The following is a 23963-nucleotide window of genomic DNA, read 5'->3' on the forward strand; positions in this document are numbered from 1 at the left end:
TGTATCACGGGAGAGGGCGTACACATGAACGACATCGAACTGGGTCACCTGCGCCGTTGCGTCGAATTGGCAACGGAAGCATTGGATGCCGGCGACGAACCTTTCGGTTCCGTCCTGGCAGCGGCCGACGGAACATTTCTGGCGGAGGACCGAAACCGGATCGCGGGCGGCGACAACACTCGCCACCCCGAGTTCGAGCTGGCTCGGTGGGCGGCTCAGTACCTGACGCCGGAAGAGCGTTCGACGGCAACGGTATTCACCTCGGGAGAGCACTGCGCGATGTGTTCGGCCGCGCACGCGTGGGTGGGCCTCGGACGTATCGTCTACATCTGCTCTTCGGCTCAACTCGGCGACTGGCTCGCGGAGTGGGGTGTGTCCCCGGCGCCGGTGAAGTCTCTGTCCGTCAACGAGGTTGCGCCGAACGTCCCGGTCGAAGGCCCGGTGCCGGAGTTGGTTCCGCTGGTGCGAGAACTGCATCGGAAGTTGCATTCGCCGAGTGCTTGACGGGCACACACAAACGGGCGGCACCTCGCTGGAGGTGCCGCCCGTTTGCGTGTGAAGTCAGGAAACTGCGTCGACCGCTCGAACCTTCTCTCGCAGTTCACCCTTGACGACCTTGCCGCTTGCATTGCGCGGCAGTGCTTCCACGACGACGATGTCCTTCGGGTGCTTGTAGCGCGCGAGACGATCGTTGAGGAAGCTGCTCAGCTCCTCGATGGTCAGGTCCACGGCTGAACCTGGCGCCATCGCGACGATCGCTACGGGCACCTCGCCCCACTTGGCGTCGGGGCGGCCGACGACGGCCGCTTCGACGATCAATTCGTGTTCGTAGAGGACGTTTTCCACCTCCGCGCAGTAGATGTTCTCTCCGCCGGAGATGATCATGTCCTTCTTGCGATCCACGACGTAGACGAAGCCTTCGTCGTCGACTCGAACGAGATCGCCGGAGTGGAACCATCCACCGTGGAAGGCGTCAGCGGTGGCGGTGGGGTTGTTCCAGTATTCGCTCATCATCGTGGGCCCGCGGTAGACGATTTCACCGATTTCACCGGGCGCCACGTCGTCCATGTTCTCGTCGACGACCCTGGCCGAGATGGTCGGGATGACCCGACCGACGGATCCGAGCTTACGAATCGCATCCTCGCCGTCGAGAACGCAAGTGATGGGCGACATCTCGGTCTGACCGAAGACCGCGACATTGAATGCGTCCGGGAAGGTTTCGGCCATTGCCCGCAGGATCGTATCGGACGACGGTGCGGCGCCCCACGAGATGTTCTTCAGCGACAGTGCTCGCGGTTGCGCCTTCTGTACGGCGCACACGGCCTGCCATTGCACGGGCACGAGGAACAAGCTGGTGACCTTCTCGGCTTCCAGGATGTCGAGTAGTTGACCCGGGTCGAATGCGCCGACCGGATGGATCACCGTGGTCGTGCCGAGTTGCAGGCTCGGCGCTATGGAACCGAGGGCTGCGATGTGGAACATGGGCGACGCGCAGAAGCCGATGGAATCGGCATTGAACAGGTGGAAGGCCCTGATACAGGTCAATGCTTGCGAAGACAGGTTGGAGTGGGAGAGCACCGAGCCCTTGGGGCGACCGGTGGTTCCCGAGGTGTACATGATGAGTGCAGGAGTGTCGTCCGGGATGTCGACGAACGCGTGCGACTCGCCCTCTTCGCTGATCAAGTCCTCGTAATTCAGGCTGTCACCCTCGGCGGGGGCGCCTACGGTGATGGAGATGTCGATACCCTCGGACGCGGCTCGCGCAGCTCCGGCCAACGGAGCCAACGGTCCTTCGGCGACAATGACTTTGGAGCCGGAGTCGTTTACCAGATAAGCGACCTCGGGTGGTGTCAGACGGAAGTTCACCGGAACAGCGATGGCGCCCAGTGCGTTGGTCGCGAGCACGACCTCGAGGTATTCGGGGCGGTTGAGCATCAGGATGAGCACGCGGTCGCCGAAGCTGACGCCGCGTCGGGCAAGAGCGTCCGCCAGCTTCTCGACGCGTGCGTCGAGGGTGCTCCAGGTGATGGAATCGCCCAGGAATCGCAGTGCGGTGCGATCGGGAATCATCTGCGCATGCCTGGCGATCTGATTGTTCCAGTTGGTGCGGCGTGAACGCTGCGCCTCGGAGACTGCATCGGTGGAGGCCATCGATGGGTTCCTCTCATGCGTGGGTGATTGTGTGACTCAGGCTACAGTGAGCCGTCGATTCGTACAGTGGTTTTGTTAACGAAAATTCGCAGTGATTACTTGAAGTGGGGCGCGCGTTTCTGCAGCATCGCCATCGCGCCTTCTTTGAAGTCCTCGCCAGTGAGAAGTTCTGCCTGGCCGGTATTTTCGAGCTCCAGCGCAGCATCGAGGCGGTCCAGTGTCGCCGCATTGAGTGCGCGCTTGGTGAGTTCGAGGGCGCGTCGGGGAGCCTTCGACGTGCGATCGACGACGGAGTCGACGAGTGCGTCGAACGCGTCGTCGGCGACGGTGCGGGACACGAGCCCGAACCGCTCTGCGTCCTCGGCGGAAACTCGCTCGCCCAGCAATGCCATCTCGGCCGCTCGGGCGCGTCCGATCGCTGCCGGTACCAACGCACTGGCGCCGCCGTCGGGCATCAAGCCGATGTTGACGAAGGAGAGGAGGAAATAGGCGCTCGATGCGGCGTACGTCAGGTCCGCGGCTAGAGCGATGGACACGCCGACGCCGGCGGCCGGGCCGTTGACCGCGGCGATCACCGGGACCGGGGCGCTGGTGATGGCGCGAATCAGCGACGTCGCCGCATCCATGACGACTTTCGGGTCTGCGGGGTTGACGGCCGCTGCGGCGAGGTCGGCTCCGGTGCAGAACGCTCGACCGGATCCGGTGATGACGATGGTGCGAACGGCCGGGTCTGCGCCGCCGTCGTGGACGGCAGCTGCGAAAGCAGTCATCGTGGGCAGATCGATCGCGTTCATCCGCTTCGGGCGGTCGAAGGTCAATCGCAGTACACCGTCGGTGATTTCGGAGCGAAAGCCCGTCTCGGCGGTGGCGGTCATGCCGCGCTCACAGCGGTGACGAATCCGGAAAGCCGTGAGGTGATGAGGTGTTCGGCCTCCGAGACCATGCGGTCGATCATGTCGGCGACGGTCGGGATGTCGTTGATTAATCCTTGGCTCTGTCCGGCGGACCAGATGCCTGCATCGAGGTCGCCGTCCTCGAAGACCTTGCGTCCGCGGGCTCCGGCTACCAGATGCTGAATGTCGCTGAACTGCGCGTCGCCACGTGCTTCGATGTCGACGACCTCGGCACTGATCGCATTCGCGGCTACGCGCGCGGTGTTGTGAAGCGTCCGGAAGATCAGCTTGGTGTCGCGTTCGGTGTTTGCGACAATCTGCTCTTTAACCGATTGTGCGACAGGGGATTCCGCGGTACACATGAAGCGAGTTCCCATGTTGACGCCGTCTGCTCCGAGCGCAAGCGCCGCGACGAGTCCACGTGAATCTGCGATTCCGCCTGAAGCGATCACCGGAATCGTGAGTTGCTGCGTGGCCGCCGGAATCAGAATGAGCCCTGGTATGTCGTCCTCGCCTGGGTGCCCGGCGCATTCGAAGCCGTCGATGCTGACGGCGTCGACGCCCAGTCTCTCGGCTTTGACCGCATGTCGAACTGCAGTGCACTTGTGGATAACCTTCACGCCCGCGTCCTTGAAATGCGGAAGATGATCGATCGGATTGGAACCGGCGGTTTCGACGATCTTGATCCCGGATTCGATGATCGCCTGGCGGTATTCGGCGTACGGCGGCGGCGTGATCGACGGCAGAATAGTGAGATTGACGCCGAAAGGCTTGTCGGTGAGATCGCGGGTTCGAGCAATTTCCTTGACGAGGTCTTCCGGTGTGGGTTGAGTGAGGCCCGTCAAGAACCCGAGGGCGCCGGAATTTGCCGTGGCCGCAACAAGTTCTGCCCGTCCCACCCACATCATGCCCCCTTGCACGATGGGATGGTCAACGCCGAACATTTCGGTGAAGCGAGTGCGAATCATCTGCTCACAACTACTTTCTTACGGTCGGTCATTCGGCATCGAACCCTCTTGCGGGCGAAGAAAACTTCACGCCGCAGGGAACGAGCCCGCCAGCGGACTACGTGCGAGGTTGTGCGAATCGTCACTAACATAACACCGCTGAGAGAGCGGGTGTCAAGACTCTTTTTCCGGAATCCGTCCGCCCCTACAACTGCGTTGTAGGGTTTCGGGTGAAGCAGTACCGGGCGCGAATTGCGACCTTCGCGACGGTTAACATGATCCGTTCGGACTCGCGCCCGTGGAAGTGCGGTGCAGCGGACGAAGGCAGTGCAAGAGAAAGCAACGGAAGTGGAGGGTCAGGTGCCCGGACAGACACGCGTCTCCGTGCGTGGCGGCGACCCTGCACCACGGACGCGTCCGAAGAATCGGAAGGCGCAAATCGCGGCCGCTGCTGCGGAAGCATTCAGCGAACGTGGCTACCACGCGGTGGGCATCGACGAGATCGCAGCGAAGGTCGGAATTTCCGGTCCGGCCCTCTATCGTCATTTCCCCACGAAATACGCCCTGTTCGTCTACACCGTGAACAACCTGACGCAGGCGTTGTTGGATGCCAGCGATCCAGCTGTGCACGGAAACGAAAATCCACGCGAGCAGTTGAACTCCACGATGGTGGGTGTCATCCGCGCGACGATCGAGAATCGGCGCCGGGGAGGGCTCTACCGATGGGAGGGCAGGTATCTGGTCGACGAGGATCGTGAGCAATTGCGGGTGGGAATGCGCACGCTCAATCTTCGGATCGCCGAGCCGCTGGCAGCGGTTCGTCCGGAACTCGACCCGGCGGATGTAGAACTCATCGCGCCCGCCGTGCTCAGTGTGATCGCCAGTATCACCGGTCATCGATCCGCGTTGTCCGCCAAGCAGATCGAAGCGCTGATTCTTGCGGCATGCTGGTCCGTCATCGGCGTCGAATTGCCCGTTGCCGAGGAGGACGGCGCGAGGGCAGGGGCGTCCGAACGCAAAACAGGCCTCGTACGGACGTCGAAACGCGAAGTGCTGCTTCAGGAAGCAGTGTTGCTGTTCTATCAGCGCGGCTACCACGACGTGAGCATCGAGGAGATCGGTGCCGCGGCGGGTATCAACGCGTCGAGTGTGTATCGGCACTTCGCGAGCAAGGCCGACCTTCTTGCTGCGGCCTTCCACCGTGCGTCCGATCGTCTGACTATGACGTTGGGCTCGGCGTTGGCTGAGTCGGAGACTCCTCTCGCGGCCGTCGAGACGTTGGCGAAGATGTACGTCGAGGTTTCGTTCGGAACCAGCGAACTGTTGGCCGTGTACTTTGCCGAGATCGGCAGTTTGCCGGATCGATCACGGACCGAGTTGCGCAACATTCAGCGTTTGAACGTCGAGGAGTGGGCGCACTTGTGTGTCGAGGCGCGTCCGGAGTTGTCGATCGTCCAAGCGCGGTTTCTCGTCCACGCGGCGCTCGGACTGGTCTTCGACATCGGCCGAATCGTGCACTTTTCCTCGGAGAACTCCGCGCAGGCCCGCGTCGAGAAACTGCTGTCCGCGACGCTCCTCGGGTAGTCCCGCCCGAAACAGTAGGTGTGACTTCACGTATCGCGGGTAGGTTCGTGATCGCAAGGCGTTCACCGAATCATGTGAAGACGGAAGTAGGGACAGCAATGCCAACTCGTACCGCACGCACCGCCTGGAACGGCACCCTCGAGGCCGGATCGGGACAGGTGGAACTCACCAGCTCGGGCGTCGCCACCTTCGACGTGTCGTTCCCCAAGCGCGCAGCTGAGGAGGCCGGCGGAACCACCAGCCCCGAGGAACTCATCGCCGCGGCGCATTCGTCCTGCTACGCGATGCAGTTGTCGGCCCTGATCGCCGAGGCCGGCGGGACCCCGCAGAGCCTCGACATCACCGCGGACGTGTCACTCGGCCCCGACGCGGTCGGATTCAAGCTCACCGGAATCAAGCTCACCGTTCGCGCCGAGGTCGACGGCCTCGACGCCGACGGTTTTGCCAAGGTTGCCCAGGCGGCCAAGGAAACCTGCCCGGTCAGCAAGGCGCTGACCGGCGTCGACATCACGTTGGATGCGGCCCTGGACTGATCATCTCGCGCTCGGGCGCCCCCTCCGGCGCCCGAGTGCGGTTGTGTGTGACGACCAGATAGCTCGCGAACAGGATCGGGAGCACCCACAGGTCCGAGGGATCGCGATAGACCAGGATCGGCAAGAGATCTCCGCGGAATCCTCCTGCGGTCAGGCGGAGAAACCCGATCACCCACTCGTATGCGTCGCCGATCGGCGATATCACCTTCACGGCGGCGAAGCCGATCCCCGTGACTGCGATGGACCAGGCGATCGCTGCTCGCCCCACCAGACTTCGCCTGAGCACCTCGAGAACCGAGAGCAGAAGCAGGGGAAGCAGGAACACACCGGCAACGTCGGACAGCTTGCCCGTCATCGTGTTCCCGAATGCCCCTTTGAGTACGTGGTCGTTGATCAAGATGACGGCCACCGAGACCAGTGCCCACGGATTCAGCAGCAGATCGCCCGGACGGTTCACGACAGGTTGACGGTTGCCGAGCCGGACGAGAACAGATCGCACTTGAACTGAAGGCGCAGACCGGTGGCGGCTTCGGGGACCTCGTACGCCAATTCGCCTCGTTTGGCAGCGCCCGGCGCGAGCTCTCCGTCGACACTCGACGTGCTGCTGTCGGTGAACGTGATGTTGTACGACTTGTTTGCCGAGTCCTGCAGTTCGAAGCACATCATCGACGAGACCGTCGACGGCTTGTCACTGTTGTTGGTGACCTCGGTGTCGACCACGACGTAGCGGTTTCCGGGATCAGCGGTGATGAACTGATTGGTCGAGACGTAGGGATCGACGACGCCGTGTACCTGGACGCGCCAGTCGCCCAGTTCGACGACGTCACCGATTCCGAAGGCGGCCGCAGGTGCGGCGGAAGAACCGTTGTCGTCGACCTTCTTCGCTTCGTCGGTCTCGCCCGAGGCGATGGTTGCGAACAGGGCTGCGCCGACGGCGAGGAGGGCGAGGGGAGTGCGGAGTGATCGCATGATGTGCGCCTTTCGAGAGTTGGTATGGCACAAGTCAACGATGTGAGGACTGCTCACCGCTTCGGTCGAAAGATCGGTCCGCCTCATCCTTTCGGTCGGAGCCTGGCGGTTCGTCCACCCGTTCGGCTGATTCGAGGCGTCGGTGGCGGTGGATACGCTTGCTCGGTGATCACCACCAAAGGGACCGTTGTGCGACGACGCGTATGGACTACCGCCGCTGTCGCGTTCAGCCTTTTCTGTTCCTTCATGACGGTGGGCATCGCAGGCGCGTCGGGAAATATGCCACCGGTATTGGTCGGTATCGGGTTCGTCCTGGGCGTGGCCGGTGGGATATCGCTTGTGTGGCGCCATCAGTATCCCTGGGTGGTTCTGGCGATTACGCTGGTCGGCCCGTTGTTCTTCCCCACCGATGCGACGGCGGCGCTCATCGCATTGTTCGCCGTTGCTCGGATCGCGCGTGGGCCTCGGCTTGCTGCCGCTGCGGCAGCTGTCTTCGTCGCGTGCGGAATTTCGTTGACCTACGACGCTTTTCGCAATCGTGAGTACTCCGTTCTCACGATGGGAACGATGAAACCCAAGGACGGTTCGGCGGTTGTTCAATACGACGTCGCCATCTGGATCCCGTGGCTCGTCGCAGCCGTCATGGTCGGCATCGTCGTGGCGCTCTCGCTCCTGATTCGGACCAGAACCGAACTCGTCGAGGCAGAGCACGTACGGGATCTTGCCACCGAGAAAACAGACGTGATGCGCGACGAGATGATTCGCACCGAGGAACGAACGCGGATCGCGCGCGACATGCACGACACGATCGCGGCCAGTCTGAGCCGGATTTCGTTGTTCGCCGGTGGGTTACAGGTCAGCGCGGCAGACAATCCCGAGAAGGTCGTCAACACCGCTGCGATGATCAGAACCACCGCGCACGAGGCTTTGGACGAATTGAAGGGAATCGTCGGAGTGCTCAGGGGAAGCGGTGATCGCCGCGAACACGGCGGGCACCAGGGGATCGACGCGATCGGCGATCTGGTCAACGGTGCACGCGCCGCGGGCATTCACTGCCGTCTCGAATCGGAGTTGCTCCCGGGTGATGTCGGAATGTTGGCGGGGCACGTCTGTTATCGCGTCGTTCAGGAATCGTTGACCAACGTCCAGAAGTACGCGAGCGACCAGATGCTCGTCATTTCGGTGACCGGGTCGCCGCACGACGGAATTCGTATCCTCGCACGCAACAAGCTGAGCGAGCTTGCACCCATGACGTCGATCGGTTCGCGGTCCGGCTTACGCGGGTTGGCCGAACAGGCAAGAGAAATCGGCGGCAAGGTGGAGGCAGGCGCGCTGGGGGACGATTTCCTCGTCAGTTGCTGGGTGCCCTGGTCGTCGTAACCCTCCCACCCTCCGACTGTCGGGGGCTCTGGGTAATCTGAGCGCACTATGGACGCTGACTCGCGCATCACAGTTTTGATCGTCGACAACGACGCCTGGGTTCGGCGCGGAATGAAGGACATCCTGGAAGCAGCGCCGGACATCGTGGTGGTTGCCGAGGCCGAGGACGGCGATCAGGTCGCAGCCAAAGTCACTCGGTTTCGTCCGCACGTGGTGCTGATGGATCTGAAGATGGCACGGGTCGGTGGCTTGGAGGCCACCCGAGAGTTGATGACCATGAGCAATCCGCCGAAGGTCATTGCGATGACCGCCTTCGACGTCGACGACATGGTCGTGCAGGCGGTCGAGGCGGGCGCGCACAGTTTTCTGAGCAAGGACGCGGCCCCACAGGCGTTCCAGCAGGCAGTACGGGTGGTGGCGTCGGACCACTCGTTGTTCAGCTCCGATTCTCTACGTGCCATCGTGGCCTCGGCGCCGCGTCGGCAAGCACCCGACCTGACTCCCCTCGCTTCGCTCACTGAGCGTGAGCGCGAAGTGCTGACAATCCTGGCGACAGGCGCGGCCAACAGCGTCATCGCGGAGCGGCTGTACCTCGGTGAGACCACCGTCAAGACGCATATCTCCTCGTTGTTCGCCAAGCTCGGTGTGCCCAACCGGGTGAGTGCGTCGTTGATCGCGTTCCGGTGTGGTCTGGTCACGTGATTCTGTGACCTCGTGACGTGAGCCGGGACTAATCCCGACCCTGTTCGTTGTTGCACCTTCGGTGACTGATCAAATCGTGATTGACCAAGACGTGACCATCGAAGTGTGGTCTGACGTCGCTTGTCCGTGGTGCTACATCGGAAAGACCAGGTTCCTTTCGGCTCTGGATCGTTTCGAGAACAAGGACCGCGTCAACGTCATCTGGCGCTCGTACCAGCTCGCTCCGGAGACCCCGGTGGGAGAGGGACGAACCGAACTCGACGCCTTGGTCGAGATGAAGGGGATGGCGCCTGAACAGGTACGTCAGATGTTCGCCCACGTCAGCGCGACGGCAGCCGAGGTCGGCTTGACCTTGGACTTCGACACCGTGATCGCCGCCAACACCTTTGATGCGCACAGGTTGCTGCATCTCGCGGGTGAGCGGCAGAACGAACTCCTCGAAGCGCTGTTCAAAGCGCACTTCAGCGACGGCAAGGTGATCGACGACCGTGAGGTGCTGGTCGAGCTGGCCGTGAGCGTCGGCCTCGACGCCGACGTCGTGCGCGAGCAACTGGGCTCCGATGCCGCAGCCGAGGCTGTTCGCGAAGATCTGTCCATGGCCCGCCAACTGCAGGTCAGCGGCGTTCCGTTCTTCGTCGCCAACCGTGCGGTCGCAGTATCCGGCGCTCAACCCGAAGAGGTGTTTCTGCAGTTGCTTACTCAGGCCTCCGAACCGGCCTGAGTAAGGCGAGCGGCACGAACTGCCGGGGCGTTCGAGAACGGCAACAGATGTGCACCGTCGTCGGGGCAGGAAAGCGTGACGTGCGCTGCATCGACGAACCGGTACGGCTGCGCTGCAACAACTCCGGCAAGGTTCTTGCGCAGACGCGACATCTCGGCCCGCGCGGTCACCGTGCGGGCCGGGTCACCGAAAAGATCCTGCGCCAACCGCGATGCGGTCAGTCCACGCCTCTCGGATCCGAGGAGAAACAGAATCTCCGCATGCCGCTGGGTCGGGGAGTAGGCCCATTCGCCCAACCCCGACGTGACGGTCACCGACATGTTCTCGGAATCGCGCAGATCGATATGCACCGTGGGCGCACTGATTTTCTCGCCGGTGGCGATCGGCCGGACCACCCACCCGCCGGGAAGTGGATCCAGTTCGCACAGACCCAAAGCGGGGAACCACGTCCTGCCGGGAGCCAAAGCCGCGGGGAGCAGCACGCGCGAGCGATGAGGTAGCGCATCGACCGCCGCTACCCAGCCATGAGTATCGATCACCAATGCCGGTGATCCGCTACGTGCAAGCATCGGCCCTGCAACAGAACGCAATTGATCGAGATTGTCCCGATGCTTGTCGCGTAGGTGTGATTGCGCGAGGCGTGCGACGGCGTCGACCAGAGCGAGTGTGGTGGGGTGGACGGTCTTGGCGGGACCACTGATGTCGACGACGCCGATGACACGGTCGTCCCGCGGATCGCGGATGGGTGCCCCCGCGCAGGTCCACGGATGATGGCTGCGCGCATAGTGTTCCGCCGAGAAGATCTGAACCGCTTGTCGTGACACCAATGCCGTTCCGATGGCGTTGGTGCCGACGCTGTCCTCGGCCCAGTTCGCACCCTCGACAAATCCCAGACGCGCAGCTTGGTCCAGTACTCGATGGGACCCGCTGCGCCACAGTACAGTTCCGCGAAGATCTGCGACGACCATGATGTTCTCACCGCTCGCGGTAACTGATTCGAGTCCACGCGTCACGTCGTCGAGCACGTCGTACAGTCCGGACTCACGACGACGGAGATCGAGTTCGGCGACGTCCATGGACGGTTCGACCCGGTTGTGTTCGGGGTCGATACCTAACTCGCGCAGGCGTTGCCACGATTGGCGGACCACGTCCCTGGGGCGGGCCGGTGCGCGGTCTCCGGCCATCGTCGCGTCGTACACCGCGGCGAGGGTCCTCGCGTAGTCGCGAGGATCCTCGCCGGGCGGCATCGCGGGCTCGGGCAACCGCTTTTTCAGCGAAGATACCGTTTTCAGCGAAGATACCGTTTTCAGCGAAGGCACCGCTTTCAGTGAAGACACCGCGGTCAGCGGTAGACGAGGCCGCCGTCGATGAGACCGGCCTGACCGGTCATGTAGTCGGAATCGGGCCCGGCAAGGTACGAGACGAAACCGGCGACATCGTCGGGGGTTTCAGCTCGACCCAGCGCAATTCCGCCGACGAACTTCTCGTAGGTGGCGCCCTCTGGTGCACCGGTCAATTCGGCGAACCTCTTGTCGATCGTCACCCACATGTCGGTGCCCACGACGCCGGGGCAGTACGCGTTGACGGTGATTCCGTCGGACGCGTATTCCTTGGCTGCAGCCTGAGTGAGGGCCCTGACCGCGAATTTTGTTGCGCTGTAAACACCTAACATGGCGAACCCGTCGTGACCGGCGATGGATGACGCGTTGATGATCTTTCCGCGCTGACCCAGAGCTTGGAACTTTGCTGCTGCAGCTTGAATTCCCCACAGGACGCCGTCGACGTTGACGCTCCAGATCTTGGAGACCTCTTCCGGCGTCGCGTCGGAGATCGGGCCGACGAGAGCGATTCCCGCGTTGTTGACGATGACGTCGAATCCGCTCAACTCACTGTGCGCGTGTTCGACTGCGGCGTGAACCTGCGCGCGATCGCTGACATCGGCGACAAACGTCGTTGCACGACGGCCGATCCGTCTGATCTCGTCGGCAACCGCATCCAGCTTGGTCTGGTCGAGGTCGACCAACGCGATGTCGGCGCCGTCGTGGGCGAGGCGGAGAGCGATTCCGCGTCCGATGCCTTGGCCGGCGCCGGTGACCAGTACTACCTTGCCCGTGATGCTCATGCAGATCTCCTCGTAAGCAGTGAACCAGTCGGTTGTGAACCGGTGAGTGATTTGTATGTGACGGCGACCACAATGCGGAAGGGTTGCACCGTGTTGCAATTCCGGAAAATCGGACAGCGGTTGCAACCCTCGGCAACCCTCCCGGTACCCCGCGCGACGGTTCCATAGTTGCGCCACCACTTCGCGAATCATCTTGCGAGACAATCTGGGAGAGGGCACATGACCGCTACAGTCGACACACCCACGGAACCGGCCACGCCGAGCCGACAACCGTCACGCCGCTGGATCGGGTTCGGGATTGCGAACCTCGTCATCGTTCTCGTGCTGGCCGTGGCGAGTTGGTACCTTCTGGCCGATCCGACCACCAGTCCCTGGAGTTTCTATCCTCTGCCGTTCAACGCGGCGCTTTTCTGGGCAATCCTTTTTGTGGTGTTCATCGGCTTCAATTGCGAGTTCGCCGGCTTCGACCGACTCCCGCAGCCGGCGAAAGGCCTGGCGATCATGGTCGCGACCGCGGTCTTCGCCGTCGTGGTGACGTGGCTCCTGGCAAACGGCTTGGGGAGTTTGTACCCGGATTTCGCGGCCGATCGTGAGGGCGGCCTCGGATATTTCGCGGGTGCGCTGTTCGTACTCTTCGGCTTCGGGACCTGGGTGATGGTGGTCCTGAACTGGCAGCATTGGCCGTGGACTTCCCTGGGGATGAAGCAGCCGTTGGTGGGTTTGTGTGAGATCGCGTTTGTCGCCGTCCCGACGCTGGCGCTGTACTTCGTGTTCGGTCTGCCGTCCGTGTCGCTGTCCGCCACGGATCCGTTGATGACCGTCGACACCGTGCTCGGGTGGTTCTACTGCGTCGTGGTGGTCGTGATCCTGACTGGCCAGACGCTCGACAACTGGCCGTGGCGACTGTTCGGCGGTGGGGGAAAGACGGCGCTCGCAGCCACGATCGGTAACTTCGCCGTGGGAACCGGCTTGTACTTCGTGGCGCTTCCAGTGGTTAAGGCACTTTTGGGAAGCGATGCCGTTGCCGAGTTGGGTGGTGTGGTCCATCAGTTCCCGGCGCAGCTCGGTGTGTGCTGGGCATTCTGGATGATCTTCTGGGCCAACGCCTTCGGTAACAAACCCACGGGCTTTGCGGACGGGGTCAACCTGGCGATCCGCGCGCTGCTCACGTTTGTGCTCGCGGTGGTCACATTCTTGTTCTATTACCGCTTTGCGGCAGAGCACATTCTTCACGAGCCGGCAGTTGTCGACGGATTACACGGCAATGCACTGGGTTTCGTGGATTGGGCCGTGTTGTGGACGTTGTTCTACGTTGTGGGATTTCAGTCGCTGGGACTCGGCAGATTCAAGCCTGCTGAGGGGTGAGTCGGTTGCCCGCACATCGGTGCGGGTAACCGGTATCGGGCGGCGGCACCGCGCCCGCTGATTGCAACAGACTGCAACGCTTGTGACCGGGGCCACTTATGGGATGTGCTGTGTGTCACATTCACAAACAAGGAGAAGTGATGACGCAAACCATCGATTCCGCAGTCACCCCCGAGGTGAAGTTGACGGCGGTGACACCTCAGGAACGCGTCGACGCCTGGCTGGCGGATTTCGAGTCGGCCCTCGCGGCTCGTGACATCGAGCGTGTGGCAGGCAAATTTGCACTCGACAGCTTCTGGCGCGACTTGGTGTCGTTCACCTGGAACATCAAGACCGTCGAAGGTCGCGAGCAGATTGCCGACATGCTCTCCGAGCGTCTCGACGACACCGATCCTTCGGGATTCCGGACCACCGAGACACCCGACGAAGCCGACGGCGTCACGTCGGCCTGGATCGAATTCGAGACCGCAACCGGTCGCGCGCACGGGCACCTTCGTTTGAAAGGAGATGAAGGTTGGACCCTGCTGACGTCGTTGCAGGAATTGAAGGGACACGAAGAAGGTAAGGGCACTCGCCGGCCTCGTGGCGCCAAGCATGGGGCAGACCCGAACCGCATCACGTGGGCCGAGCAGAAGGAGATCGAAGACCGCGAACTCGGTTACACCACACAGCCTTACGTCGTGATCGTCGGCGGCGGCCAGGGCGGCATCGCGCTCGGCGCCCGGATGCGTCAGCTCGGAGTACCGGCCATCGTGATCGACAGCCACGAGCGACCCGGCGATCAGTGGCGCGGACGCTACAAGTCCCTGTGCCTGCACGATCCGGTTTGGTACGACCACCTGCCCTACATGCCGTTCCCCGACAACTGGCCGGTGTTCGCGCCCAAGGACAAGATCGGCGACTGGCTCGAGATGTACACCAAGGTCATGGAGGTTCCGTACTGGAGTTCCACGACCTGCACCTCGGCGTCGTTCGACGAGAAGACCCAGGAATGGACCGTCGAGGTCAACCGCAACGGCGAGAAGTTGACGTTGCGTCCCAAGCAGTTGGTGATGGCGACGGGTATGTCCGGCAAGGCCAACGTTCCGACGTTCCCCGGGCAGGACAAGTTCCTCGGCGATCAGCACCACTCGAGCAAGCACCCCGGCCCGGATCAGTACGTGGGCAAGAAGGTCGTCGTGATCGGGGCCAACAACTCCTCGCACGACATCTGCGGCGCACTGTGGGAGAACGGTATCGACGTCACGATGGTGCAGCGCAGCTCGACGCACATCGTGAAGTCGGATTCGCTGATGGATTTGGGCTTGGGCGATCTGTACTCGGAGCGGGCACTGGCCGCCGGCATGACGACACACAAGGCGGACCTCACGTTCGGTTCGCTGCCGTACCGGATCATGCACGAGTTCCAGATCCCGGTGTACGACGCAATCCGTGAGCGCGACAAGGATTTCTACGATCGCCTGGAGAAGGCGGGCTTCGAGCACGACTGGGGCGACGACGGTTCGGGCCTGTTCATGAAGTACCTACGTCGTGGCTCGGGCTACTACATCGATGTCGGCGCTGCCGAACTGGTTGCCAATGGAGACATCAAGCTCGCGCACGGCAATGTTCGTGAGCTGACCGAGAACAGCGTGATTCTCGAAGACGGTACGGAATTGCCTGCCGACGTGGTGGTCTACGCGACCGGTTACGGCTCGATGAACGGCTGGGTGGCGGATCTGATCGGTCAGGACACCGCCGACAAGGTCGGCAAGGTGTGGGGCCTGGGGTCGAACACCACCAAGGATCCGGGACCGTGGGAAGGCGAGCAGCGCAACATGTGGAAGCCGACGCAGCAGGAAGCGCTGTGGTTCCACGGAGGCAATCTGCATCAGTCGCGCCACTACTCGCTGTACTTGGCGTTGCAGTTGAAGGCGCGCTACGAGGGCATCCCGACGCCGGTGTACGGACTGCAGGAAGTGCATCATCTGAGCTGAAAAAGAACTGCTGTGCGCCTTTATTAACCGCGGGAGGTTAATAAAGGCGCACAGCAGGTTCAGCGAAGGGCGTACTTCTTTGCTACTTCGGTGTTCTTGGTCGCGCGCTCGGTAAGGAAGGCGAATGCCAACCCGAGTACGAGCCAGAGCGTCGCCTGCGTAGCGAGCGAGGAAAGTCGGAACTCCCACAGCAGAGTTGCCGGGAAGTCCTCGCCCACCTCGTTGATGCCGGGAAGCGAGACGTAACCGATCGCGACGATCACCAGGAACGCAGCCACCGGAGCAGCGATGCGCACGCTGAGGAACTCGTGCCCGGAAACTGCCTTTGCCGCCGCTGCTGCCGCGGTGACGGACAGCAGCCCGAGAATCACGGCGGCCAGCCACAGCAGTGTGCGCTGGTTGATGGTGTCGGGATCTCCGACGGCCGGCGGATTGGCCGGGTACTTGAAAAAGGGCACGGCCTCGATAGCCAGCCAACCACCGACGGCGATGGTGATCGCCAACAACGGCCCGGACATTCCGGTGAGTCGTCGAGCGTAATTGGCGACGACCGAGAAGATCGCCCCGAGTGCCAGTCCGGCAAGCGCTGTGGCCAGGAACAGCCCGGCGCGCTGCCCGTCGCGGCTCACCAGTGGTTCTTCTTCGTCACCGTGCGAATGCCCAGCGGCTTCGCCGGAAACCTCACCGGTGGCGCTGTTGGCTTCTTCGATCGCAATGGCAGCGTTGACGTGCGGTTCACCCAGCACGAATGCAACTCCGCCGGCAAGGATGCCTGCGATCAGACCAGCCAACAAACCACGAATGAGAAGCTTCGTGAAATTGTCGACTAGTGGCACGGCAGGCCCATCAAGTGTCGACCGTCGTGCATCAATTCATGCATGTACATGCCGGTGCGAGAGATAGCGCCCTGGTCGAATCCGACCAGGTAGAGAGCCAGCATCGCGAACAGAACTACTGCAGCGGCGAGGAAAGCAAGACGAGTCGAATCGATCGACGTATCGGGAGAATAGGCGAGAGCCATCGAAGCCTCCTGGGATTTTCGCGTCCCCTAGGTCCATGCGATGGCCGAAGTGTCTGGCTGTCGAAATAGTCGTGCCGAAAAAGGCACTTCACCTCGAATTACAGTGGCGCGACCGCTCCGGGCTTTCACCGGATTCCTGTCGGACCATCGCGTTTACATGCGAACTTTTGCACTACAGCCCGCACCGTGTCAACGCGTGAAGCCGAGATGACCGTCGATTGTGCCCGCCAAGGCAGGCACAATCGCTCGAGATCAGCTCTTTGCGGCGACGTCCAGGACAACTTCGAATTCGAGCAACGACGCACCCGAAGCGACGGGCTTCGCGCGCTCGCCGGAATGGGCTTCACGGGCGGGGCCGTCACGCCAATCGGCGAACGCCTGCTCGGACTCCCACTGAGTCACCACGAAGTAGCGGCTCTCACCGGCGGTGGGGCGGAGGAGTTGGAATCCGAGAAAGCCCGGGGAGTTCTCGACTGCGTGAGCGCGTGCTGCGAAGCGCTTCTCCAGTTCGGGGCCGGCGCCCTCGGGGACCTCGATTGCATTGATCTTCACGACTGCCATGCAAGCGACATTACCCGCGCACCTTCACCGCGTACCGTGACACTCGTGTTGCATGACGAAGGTGGAACGGGACAACCGATTCTGTTGTTGCACGGCCTCATGGGCAGCTCCCGAACGTGGCGACGCCAGGTGCCGTGGATCCGCGAGTTCGGCCACGTCTACACCTTTGACGCTGCCGGTCACGGCAGGCCGGCGCCAGCGGCACTGACTACCGAGGCATTCGTCGAGGACCTGACATCGGCCGTTGCGTCCATCGAGGAGCCGATGATCGTGATCGGTCATTCGATGGGGGCTCTGCATGCGTGGTGCTTCGCCGCCGCGCATCCCGAAAAGGTTTGTGCGCTGGTCCTCGAAGACATGGCCCCGGACTTTCGTGGACGCACCGCTGCGGACTGGGCGCAGATGATCTCGGCGTGGCCGCAGCCGTTTGCTTCCGAGGAGGCGATGAAGGAATTCTTCGGCCCCGTCGCCGGCCAGTACTTTCTCGACTCTTTCGACCGCCGCGACGACGGGTGGTACCTGCACGGCGACGTGTCGACCTTCCGCGACATCTCGGAGGAGTGGGGCACGAGGCATTTCTGGGATCAGTGGAAGGCGATCGAGGTGCCGACCTTGCTGATCGAGGGAGAGTTCACCATCACCCCTGAGGGACAGATGCGCGAGATGGCCGAGAGGCCGGGAACTCGGTACGTATGTATTGCCGATGCAGGCCACCTGGTCCACGACGATCAACCGCAGCGCTATCGCGAAGTGGTGACGGAATTCCTTCAGACCGTGAGCTGACTTCGGATCGACGCGCCCACCTGCTCCAGCTCGACGGCTCGCCTGGCGAGGAGTCCAGCAGCGAACTTCGCCTTGTCGCCGCGATGGCGGGGGACGACGTGCAGGTGCGAGTGGAACACGGTTTGGCCCGCGGCACGCCCGTCGTTGACGAGAAAGTTGACTCCGTCAGCGGCAATGTCGCAGCGGCGTAGAGCTCCGGCGATGAGCGTGCCGACGCGGAACATCTCTGCGCCTTCGTGACATTCGAGAGCATCGAGGTTCTCTGCATGACGCTTGGGGACCACCAGGGTGTGTCCGCGACTCACCGGCCGTGCATCGAGGAATGCGAGAGTTGTCTCGCTCTCGTGAACGAGAATCGCCGGCTCGGTCAGCGCGACGATCTTGCAGAAGACGCAGGAATCGGTGCTCATGCCTACAGAATGTAGTCCGAAATCAGATCCGACCCCGGACTACAGCAAGCGCAGTTGGCGTGCCCTCGTGATCGCTTCGTTTCGATTGTGTACGTCGAGCTTCTTGTAGAGAGTGCGCAGTTGAGTCTTGACGGTGTTGACGGACACGTACAGTTTGTCGGCCATCGCAGCCGACCCCATGCCGAGCGCCAGGAGTGAGAGGACTTTCTGTTCGCGTTCGGTCAGCTCCACGATATGTACGAATTCCGGAAAAGATTCCGCAGGAGCCCTTTTCGAGAATTCGGCCAGTGCACGCGATTTCGTTTCGGCCATCGATTCGAGTTTCTCGACGTCCGACGATGCGATGGTCGCGAACGAACGTAGAAGTCCGGTCTGATCCGCGATGCTGCACGCTCTGGACCACTCCTGAGAGGCGAGGCGTGGCTCACCCAGCTCGGAGTGGGCAACCGCTTGCACCAGAAGCGATTCCATCTGTGCCCGCGGATAGGATACGCCAGACCAGTCGAACTGGTGACACAGCGCCACCGCGGCCTCGTTCTGGCCGATCCGCTGACGTAAACGCGCCACCGACGTGAGCGTCCACGGGTTGGCTGCAGGATCGATGATCTCCTTGGCCAGTGCTACGGCATTGTTCCCCTGTCCGAGAGCGAGCAAGAGATCGATCTCTGCGGATTGCAACAGAGGAAGCGCGAAAGATGTAGCCGTGTACTGCTTGGAATGTGTTTCGATCGCATTGTGGAGCAACAGTAGTGCCGCAGTGTGGTCGCCGGAGGTCAAGGCGAATTGGCAATGCGCATAGACGACGAATGCCCACAGTTCCTCGGTGTCGGACGGAAGACCGAGTTCGGTCAATGCGAGACGTGCGTCGTCGAAGTCGAGTGTGTCGAGAGCAGTGAGCGCCCGTGCCGTCAGGCCGGCGATCTTGACCACAGGTTCGAGCCAACCGCCGGGGTCCGGATGCTTCTGTTCGAGTTCGGACCAGTGTGTGGCCTGCCGCGGCTCACCAGCCAGCGCCCAATTCAGGGCGGCACTTCCCGCAGAGTTACGAGCGATGAAGTCGACTCCATGAGACAGGGCGCCGTGGTACGCCATTCGAGCCTTGATCGTGGATTCTGTGAACCTGCCGCTCAATTGAAAATTGATCGCCCATTGAAGTCGCATGAGAGGGAGCTGTGCGCTGACCGCTTCCGGGTTGTTCTCCAGCGCACTGCGACTGAGATGAGACAGGCGCCTGGTGGTTTCTGCTGCGAGCCCGTACTCGCCTGCCATCCTGAGCATGATCGATTGAACGCAGGCAATGCTCAAGGCGTCCTTCGCGCCGGATTCAGCGCCGAGAGCCCACAGTTCTGCCGGCGATTCGGGTAGCAAGTCGACTACCGTCGAGCGCTCGCTCGGATGCATCGTGAACAGTGCGCGCCCCGCCTCCACGGCAGAGTGTTTGTCCGCAGCTTCCGCCGGAATCCGTTGGAGAGCAGAGCGAACCGAGTCCAGATTGTGGACGATCATCGTCACCCAGTGTTGCTCGACGATGTCTACTGCCAGGGTCCAGTTCTGTGCCTCGACCGCGTAGTCCAGCGCCGACGCGTGATGACCGTGGTCGAGTCGGTTGTGTGCGAGGAACGAAAGACGTTGCGCCGGATCGACTCCAGCGCGCTTTTGGTGCGCGAGTATCGATCGACGAATGGCGGGAGGCAGCTCCCAGGTTTCTTCGGCTTCGGTCTCGACCCGTGACAACAACCCGGCTGTCTCCAGTATCGCCAGGCGCACGCGAATCTGATGAACGGTCTCGCCATCCTCAGGGTGTTGGGACTCGAACAGCATGGCGGCGATGTCGACGGTGATCGATCGCGCAAAGGCCGTCGCGAGCAGGAACTCGAGTTGTTTCACATGATCAGCGGTCATGAGAACGGATTTGTTCACGTAGTCGTCGATCGCCTGCGCGATGTTCTTCCTGATCATCTGCTCGCGGTTGCGGCTACCCGATGTCTGGACGGCGGGAACGGCGACACGAACCAGCGCTGGCAGCCCACCTGTCAGGGATGTGATTTGTTCTGCATCACCGTCAGTCGTGTGTACGTCAGCTTGTGCGAGCAAATGGGCGGTATCGGCTCTCGTGAACAACAGCTCACTCGCGCTTATCACCTCGTGGTCGGTGTCGAGCAGGTACGGCTCGGAGAACATGCCGAAGCCCGAGAGCGTGACCACGAGGTCCAGGTTGTGGCAGAGGGCGAGGAGTTCGATCAACTGATCGTCCAACTCTGGTTCCGATATCAGATCCGGCCTGATCAGCACGAGCAGCACGGGGCGGCTGAGGGCGTTCAGGGATTTGGCGACAGCGGTGAAAGGATCGGCGAGATCGTCGACGTCGGGCAGTGCGATTCCGGCAGCGTGGATTCGATCGAGGACAACGGCCCAGAAATCTTCGAGTGTCGACGAGGGCCGTGGGGCCGAGACCCAGACGAGTATGCGTTCGGATGCCAAATGGGCGCGCAGCCACGATGCGATCAACGACGATTTCCCGTGGCCGTTCGGTGCACGGACGATGGTCAGCGCGGCACGTCGGTCAAGTTTGTCGAAGAGCGCTTGCCGGGGAATCGACGTCGCGAGGGTGCGCCTTTCGGGAATAGCTGCCCAGTCGTGGCCGTCCATCCCGAACATCAACGCGGACCCTTTCTGCTTTCGCGCCCCGCAATGATTGAAGAGTTTGGGCGGATTGTCTCGATCCATCTATCTACAGGGAGGAGCGTAGCTGGTGCGAATCCAGAGCGTGCCATCCCGGGCAATTCACCCGGGAATTCACCCCGGCTGAGAGAAGTTCACCCACACAATCACGCCGTCACCATTGGCTTTCGAGTCCCTCGAGCGACTTCTATTGAACGTAGCTCGGGATTCGCCAAATGTGGCCGCGAGCGCCTGTCGGAGGCCCGAGAGTCAGACATCGAAGGAGCGTCGTGAGAACTCGTCTGTCAGAGGTGCGGTCGAAGGCCGTTGTCGTCGGACTCCGGCCGAGAGCGTGGCGCCGAGGAGTGCGAGGTATCGGCATAGTTGTCGTGACCGGAGCTCTGGTGGTCGGCGCTGCTGCGCTCGGCTTGCTGCCGATGCAGTCGGATGTTCGATTGGCGGCCGAGGGAGAGTTCGTGCCTCCCTTCACCGTCGAGCTGACGGCGATTGACGGTGCACCGCCCTTCGATCCCGCTGACGGTCCAGGGCTCGATTCGGGACCGTCCAACGGCATTGTCCGAGAGGGTGATCCGGTGACGTATGTCATCGACATCGGTGTCCGGGGCAACCCGCTCTCCGACGTGGTCGTGCAACTTCCGGTGCCTCGAGGTTTCGTTCTGCCGTCCGTGCCTGATTACTGCGGAGACGGCTCGGGTGTCGACGAGGTCGGATTACATTGCCTGATAGGCAATCTGGAAGCGGACCGGTACTTCACCCGAACGGCGACGATGACTGCGGGAAAGCGGGAAGACGCCGACGGTCTACCGATCGCTGCACTGGTCACCGCAGATCGGGGGGCGGTTCGCGTGCGGTCGGGCGATGTCACGGTGCGGGTGGCGACCACCCCGGGAGTGTGTGATCCGTACGGGATTTCTGTTGGTGGTCAGAGAAGCCAGTGGGCTGCTGTCTCGGCAGATGGACGAATCTCAGGTCTGGTGACATCGGGCATCTCGGAGGCGGTGGTGATCGACGGCGTCGATCAATGCGGGCACGCGACAGCGCGGACGGTGAAACCGTTCGAGGGTCACTTCTCGTTTGTCGGACTGTTACCGGGGACGTATCGCGTCACGGTCGACGGCCGAGCGCCGGTGGATGTGGTGCTGGAACCAGGTGCGATGGCGGTCGGTGGCCTGACGTTCTGATACAGCTTCGCAGGAATGGCAACACTCGTAACAGTCAGTAGCAGTCAATGGAGGATCCAGTGCGTGAAAGCCTGGGCGTTGTATTCGAAAATCAGTCAATTTCAACAGCTCTCGTAGATGCGGACACACCCCTTCTTGGCTCGATCGACGAGTTCCGTCACCCCTGGGGTGCAGACGGGACTGTTCCCTCTCCGCAAGCGTCGGCGCGCGCACTCGCCTCCGCGGCCGAGGTCGCCACCGGTCGAGCCCTGCGCTCGAATCTGTGCCCCACCGTCGTCGGAGTGATGTGCGAGCGTGCGGACGTGCGCGAACTTGTCTCGGATTCGTTGTCCTCCAGTCCTTTCGAGAACATCGAGTTGGTCAACGGTCTCGACGCACGGCTTGCCTACCTGCGGACGGTCGACGCTCTCATTGGTGTTTCGCCGATTCTCGCGTTCTGGCCGGACGGCAGTGAGACCGTGATCGCGGCCGTCGACCCGAGAGCAGGCGTCGTGGACTCGGCGCATCGTTACGACACGGCCGAGTTGCTTGCGGACAGCTCGACATTTGCTGCGACATTGGACCTCCTCGTCGCCGAACGAGACCCTGTGCCCAAGATGCTCGTCGCGATGCTCGTGAAGGAAGACTCTCGGCAGCCGTCCGCGGAAGCCGCTGAACTGGCAGGTCTCGGCTTCCTGTTTCTCGGCGAGCGGACCCAACTGGCGATAGGGGCTGCGCTGGTAGCGGCCGATCGCGGAAGCGAAGTTCGGTCCGGTGACGGCATGGCTGTCCGGCCCGTCAACAGGGTCCGGTGGGCGGCGGCAATAGTACTGCCGCTTCTACTCATGTTGACGGGGTTGCTGATCGCGCTGTCCCCAGACGGGTCGCGCGCGGTGTCCACGGATAGCCCGAACATCGGCGCCGAGTCGGCGACCTCCACCAGCGGGCCCCCGCCCGGCGCTGCCCTACAGATTCCGACACTTGCGCCTTGCGATCCAGTGGTGCCTGCCGTTCCTGCTGTACTTCGGCGTTCTGATCCGGAAGTCGCACCGCTCCAGACCGACGAACCCACAGCCGAAGAATGCACCCCGCTGCGAGTCGGCTAAGCCGTACCCTCTCCGGCCAGCGCAAACAGGCCGTCGTCGGTCTGCTCGACCAGTCCGTCGACCAGCAGTGAATGCAACGCACGGTCACGCTGACCCGGATCGGCCGGCCAGACGATGTCGAGTTGCGCGCGCTCGACCGGACGGTGACTCTCGCGAAGAACGTCCATCAATTTTCCACGAACCTGGCGATCTGTGCCCGCGAACTTCTGCACCTTCTTGGGTGGTCCGGTGTGTGCCGGTTTGCCCGAAGCGACCCACGCGCAGTTCGGCAAAGGGCAGTTCTCGCAGTTCGGGTTCCGCGCCGTGCAGATCAGTGCACCGAGTTCCATGAGAGCTGCGCTGTAGGTGGCGGCGCGCGCACGCGTCCTCGGCAGCAGCGCCGCGACGTCGGCGAGGTCTCGCGTGTTGGACGGGTTCCCGGGTTCCGCATTGCCGTGGACGGCTCGCGCAACCACGCGTCGTACGTTGGTGTCCACCACAGGCACTCGCTGTCCGTAGGCGAAACACGCGACGGCGCGGGCGGTGTACGAACCGATTCCCGGTAGCGAGAGCAAAGTATCGACGTCTTCCGGGACCACGTCACCGTGCTCGGCAGCCAGGACGCCCGCGCATTCGTGTAACCGCAGCGCGCGTCGTGGATAACCGAGTTTGCCCCACGCGCGAAGCACCTCTGCCTGGCTCGACGCTGCCATCGCCGACGGCACCGGCCAGCGCTCGACCCACTCTTCCCAGATTGGCGCAACGCGCACCACCGGCGTCTGCTGGAGCATGATCTCGCTCATCAGGATCTGCCAGGCACTGACGCCCTCGCGTCGCCACGGCAGGTCGCGAGCCGTCTCGGAGTACCACTTCAGCAGCACCGAAGATTCCACTGCCACTGCTACCGACACACTCCTC

24 protein-coding genes and 1 riboswitch are annotated in these 23963 nt (G+C 62.4%); of the genes, 11 read left to right on the forward strand and 13 right to left on the reverse strand.

The genetic code is table 11. From position 1 onward, the window contains the following. Positions 1-24: 24 nt before the first annotated feature. On the forward strand, positions 25-504 hold the full coding sequence (locus G9U53_RS08615) for a nucleoside deaminase (RefSeq protein WP_054825400.1): 480 nt from the start codon (positions 25-27) through the stop codon (positions 502-504). 57 nt (positions 505-561) lie between these two features. Here G9U53_RS08615 and fadD5 read toward each other — a convergent pair whose 3' ends face one another. The 3 genes from fadD5 to G9U53_RS08630 all read right to left on the reverse strand — a co-directional run bounded on the left by fadD5 (position 562) and on the right by G9U53_RS08630 (position 4012). After that, positions 562-2151, reverse strand: coding sequence for a fatty-acid--CoA ligase FadD5 (gene fadD5 / locus G9U53_RS08620; protein WP_003945871.1), 1590 nt, complete (start codon positions 2149-2151; stop codon positions 562-564). Positions 2152-2246: 95 nt separating this feature from the next. Then, positions 2247-3026, reverse strand: a complete 780-nt coding sequence (locus G9U53_RS08625) for an enoyl-CoA hydratase (RefSeq protein ID WP_003945899.1) — start codon at positions 3024-3026, stop codon at positions 2247-2249. Beyond that, positions 3023-4012 carry a nitronate monooxygenase family protein gene (locus tag G9U53_RS08630; RefSeq protein WP_064075123.1) on the reverse strand — a complete coding sequence of 330 codons (990 nt, stop codon included), beginning with the start codon at positions 4010-4012 and terminating at the stop codon, positions 3023-3025. Before G9U53_RS08630 ends, G9U53_RS08625 begins: the two co-directional genes overlap by 4 nt. Before the next feature lie 339 nt (positions 4013-4351). Between G9U53_RS08630 and G9U53_RS33470 the strand changes: the two genes are divergently transcribed. Together G9U53_RS33470 and G9U53_RS08640 are read left to right on the forward strand one after the other, a co-directional pair. Further along, positions 4352-5575 carry a TetR/AcrR family transcriptional regulator gene (locus G9U53_RS33470; protein WP_232329972.1) on the forward strand — a complete coding sequence of 408 codons (1224 nt, stop codon included), beginning with the start codon at positions 4352-4354 and terminating at the stop codon, positions 5573-5575. 98 nt (positions 5576-5673) lie between these two features. Next, a complete protein-coding gene (locus G9U53_RS08640; protein WP_042923588.1) occupies positions 5674-6108 on the forward strand; it encodes an OsmC family protein in 435 nt (144 codons plus the stop codon). Here the strand turns inward: G9U53_RS08640 and G9U53_RS08645 are convergent. Together G9U53_RS08645 and G9U53_RS08650 are read right to left on the reverse strand one after the other, a co-directional pair. Beyond that, a complete protein-coding gene (locus G9U53_RS08645) occupies positions 6083-6565 on the reverse strand; it encodes a hypothetical protein (protein ID WP_050656738.1) in 483 nt (160 codons plus the stop codon). The genes G9U53_RS08640 and G9U53_RS08645 overlap by 26 nt on opposite strands. After that, positions 6562-7077 carry a DUF4352 domain-containing protein gene (locus G9U53_RS08650; protein WP_165638585.1) on the reverse strand — a complete coding sequence of 172 codons (516 nt, stop codon included), beginning with the start codon at positions 7075-7077 and terminating at the stop codon, positions 6562-6564. The genes G9U53_RS08645 and G9U53_RS08650 overlap by 4 nt, the downstream gene beginning before the upstream one ends. A gap of 24 nt (positions 7078-7101) precedes the next feature. Between G9U53_RS08650 and G9U53_RS08655 the strand changes: the two genes are divergently transcribed. The 3 genes from G9U53_RS08655 (at position 7102) to G9U53_RS08665 (ending at position 9880) form a co-directional block, all read left to right on the forward strand. Beyond that, positions 7102-8457 carry a histidine kinase gene (locus G9U53_RS08655; protein WP_054781748.1) on the forward strand — a complete coding sequence of 452 codons (1356 nt, stop codon included), beginning with the start codon at positions 7102-7104 and terminating at the stop codon, positions 8455-8457. A 48-nt stretch (positions 8458-8505) separates the two neighbouring features. Continuing rightward, positions 8506-9159 carry a response regulator transcription factor gene (locus G9U53_RS08660; protein WP_042451934.1) on the forward strand — a complete coding sequence of 218 codons (654 nt, stop codon included), beginning with the start codon at positions 8506-8508 and terminating at the stop codon, positions 9157-9159. Between the two features lie 91 nt (positions 9160-9250). Beyond that, on the forward strand, positions 9251-9880 hold the full coding sequence (locus G9U53_RS08665) for a DsbA family oxidoreductase (RefSeq protein ID WP_228232432.1): 630 nt from the start codon (positions 9251-9253) through the stop codon (positions 9878-9880). Here the strand turns inward: G9U53_RS08665 and G9U53_RS08670 are convergent. Together G9U53_RS08670 and G9U53_RS08675 are read right to left on the reverse strand one after the other, a co-directional pair. Further along, positions 9859-11127, reverse strand: coding sequence for a GAF domain-containing protein (locus G9U53_RS08670; protein WP_020968367.1), 1269 nt, complete (start codon positions 11125-11127; stop codon positions 9859-9861). The two genes, G9U53_RS08665 and G9U53_RS08670, sit on opposite strands and share 22 nt — an antisense overlap. A gap of 95 nt (positions 11128-11222) precedes the next feature. Beyond that, positions 11223-12002: an acetoin reductase gene (locus G9U53_RS08675; RefSeq protein WP_042451932.1), complete on the reverse strand. Its 780-nt coding sequence runs from the start codon at positions 12000-12002 to the stop codon at positions 11223-11225. Positions 12003-12221: 219 nt separating this feature from the next. Here G9U53_RS08675 and G9U53_RS08680 point away from each other — a divergent pair, with 219 nt between their 5' ends. After that, positions 12222-13367: a hypothetical protein gene (locus G9U53_RS08680; RefSeq protein WP_042451931.1), complete on the forward strand. Its 1146-nt coding sequence runs from the start codon at positions 12222-12224 to the stop codon at positions 13365-13367. Between the two features lie 140 nt (positions 13368-13507). Then, positions 13508-15343: an NAD(P)/FAD-dependent oxidoreductase gene (locus G9U53_RS08685; protein ID WP_165638586.1), complete on the forward strand. Its 1836-nt coding sequence runs from the start codon at positions 13508-13510 to the stop codon at positions 15341-15343. Positions 15344-15402: 59 nt separating this feature from the next. Here G9U53_RS08685 and G9U53_RS08690 read toward each other — a convergent pair whose 3' ends face one another. The 3 genes from G9U53_RS08690 to mhuD form a co-directional block, all read right to left on the reverse strand. Then, positions 15403-16179, reverse strand: a complete 777-nt coding sequence (locus G9U53_RS08690; RefSeq protein ID WP_007726928.1) for a CbtA family protein — start codon at positions 16177-16179, stop codon at positions 15403-15405. After that, the gene (locus G9U53_RS08695) at positions 16170-16364 is read right to left on the reverse strand and encodes a CbtB domain-containing protein (protein WP_003945915.1); all 195 of its coding nucleotides are present in this window, start codon (positions 16362-16364) and stop codon (positions 16170-16172) included. The genes G9U53_RS08690 and G9U53_RS08695 overlap by 10 nt, the downstream gene beginning before the upstream one ends. A 24-nt stretch (positions 16365-16388) precedes the next feature. Continuing rightward, positions 16389-16528: riboswitch (cobalamin riboswitch) on the reverse strand. An 88-nt stretch (positions 16529-16616) separates the two neighbouring features. Continuing rightward, complete coding sequence (mhuD, locus tag G9U53_RS08700; protein WP_007726927.1) at positions 16617-16925, reverse strand: mycobilin-forming heme oxygenase MhuD; 309 nt, start codon at positions 16923-16925, stop codon at positions 16617-16619. Positions 16926-16970: 45 nt separating this feature from the next. On the opposite strand from mhuD, the gene G9U53_RS08705 reads away from it, so the two are divergent. After that, a complete protein-coding gene (locus G9U53_RS08705; protein WP_081558744.1) occupies positions 16971-17708 on the forward strand; it encodes an alpha/beta hydrolase in 738 nt (245 codons plus the stop codon). Here G9U53_RS08705 and G9U53_RS08710 read toward each other — a convergent pair. Beyond that, positions 17693-18118 (reverse strand): HIT domain-containing protein, encoded by a 426-nt coding sequence (locus tag G9U53_RS08710; protein ID WP_165638587.1) that lies wholly within the window; start codon positions 18116-18118, stop codon positions 17693-17695. The two genes, G9U53_RS08705 and G9U53_RS08710, sit on opposite strands and share 16 nt — an antisense overlap. A gap of 39 nt (positions 18119-18157) precedes the next feature. Next, a complete protein-coding gene (locus tag G9U53_RS08715) occupies positions 18158-20845 on the reverse strand; it encodes a LuxR C-terminal-related transcriptional regulator (RefSeq protein ID WP_165638588.1) in 2688 nt (895 codons plus the stop codon). A 224-nt stretch (positions 20846-21069) separates the two neighbouring features. Between G9U53_RS08715 and G9U53_RS08720 the strand changes: the two genes are divergently transcribed. Then, positions 21070-21981 carry a hypothetical protein gene (locus tag G9U53_RS08720; protein ID WP_054781752.1) on the forward strand — a complete coding sequence of 304 codons (912 nt, stop codon included), beginning with the start codon at positions 21070-21072 and terminating at the stop codon, positions 21979-21981. A gap of 59 nt (positions 21982-22040) precedes the next feature. Continuing rightward, positions 22041-23066 carry a hypothetical protein gene (locus G9U53_RS08725; protein WP_232329973.1) on the forward strand — a complete coding sequence of 342 codons (1026 nt, stop codon included), beginning with the start codon at positions 22041-22043 and terminating at the stop codon, positions 23064-23066. Here the strand turns inward: G9U53_RS08725 and G9U53_RS08730 are convergent. Further along, positions 23063-23944 carry an A/G-specific adenine glycosylase gene (locus tag G9U53_RS08730; RefSeq protein ID WP_165638589.1) on the reverse strand — a complete coding sequence of 294 codons (882 nt, stop codon included), beginning with the start codon at positions 23942-23944 and terminating at the stop codon, positions 23063-23065. The two genes, G9U53_RS08725 and G9U53_RS08730, sit on opposite strands and share 4 nt — an antisense overlap. Positions 23945-23963: the final 19 nt, after the last annotated feature.

Origin of the sequence: Rhodococcus sp. D-46, from assembly GCF_011290655.1 — a bacterium.
Taxonomy (GTDB): Bacteria; Actinomycetota; Actinomycetes; order Mycobacteriales; family Mycobacteriaceae; genus Rhodococcus_F; species Rhodococcus_F qingshengii.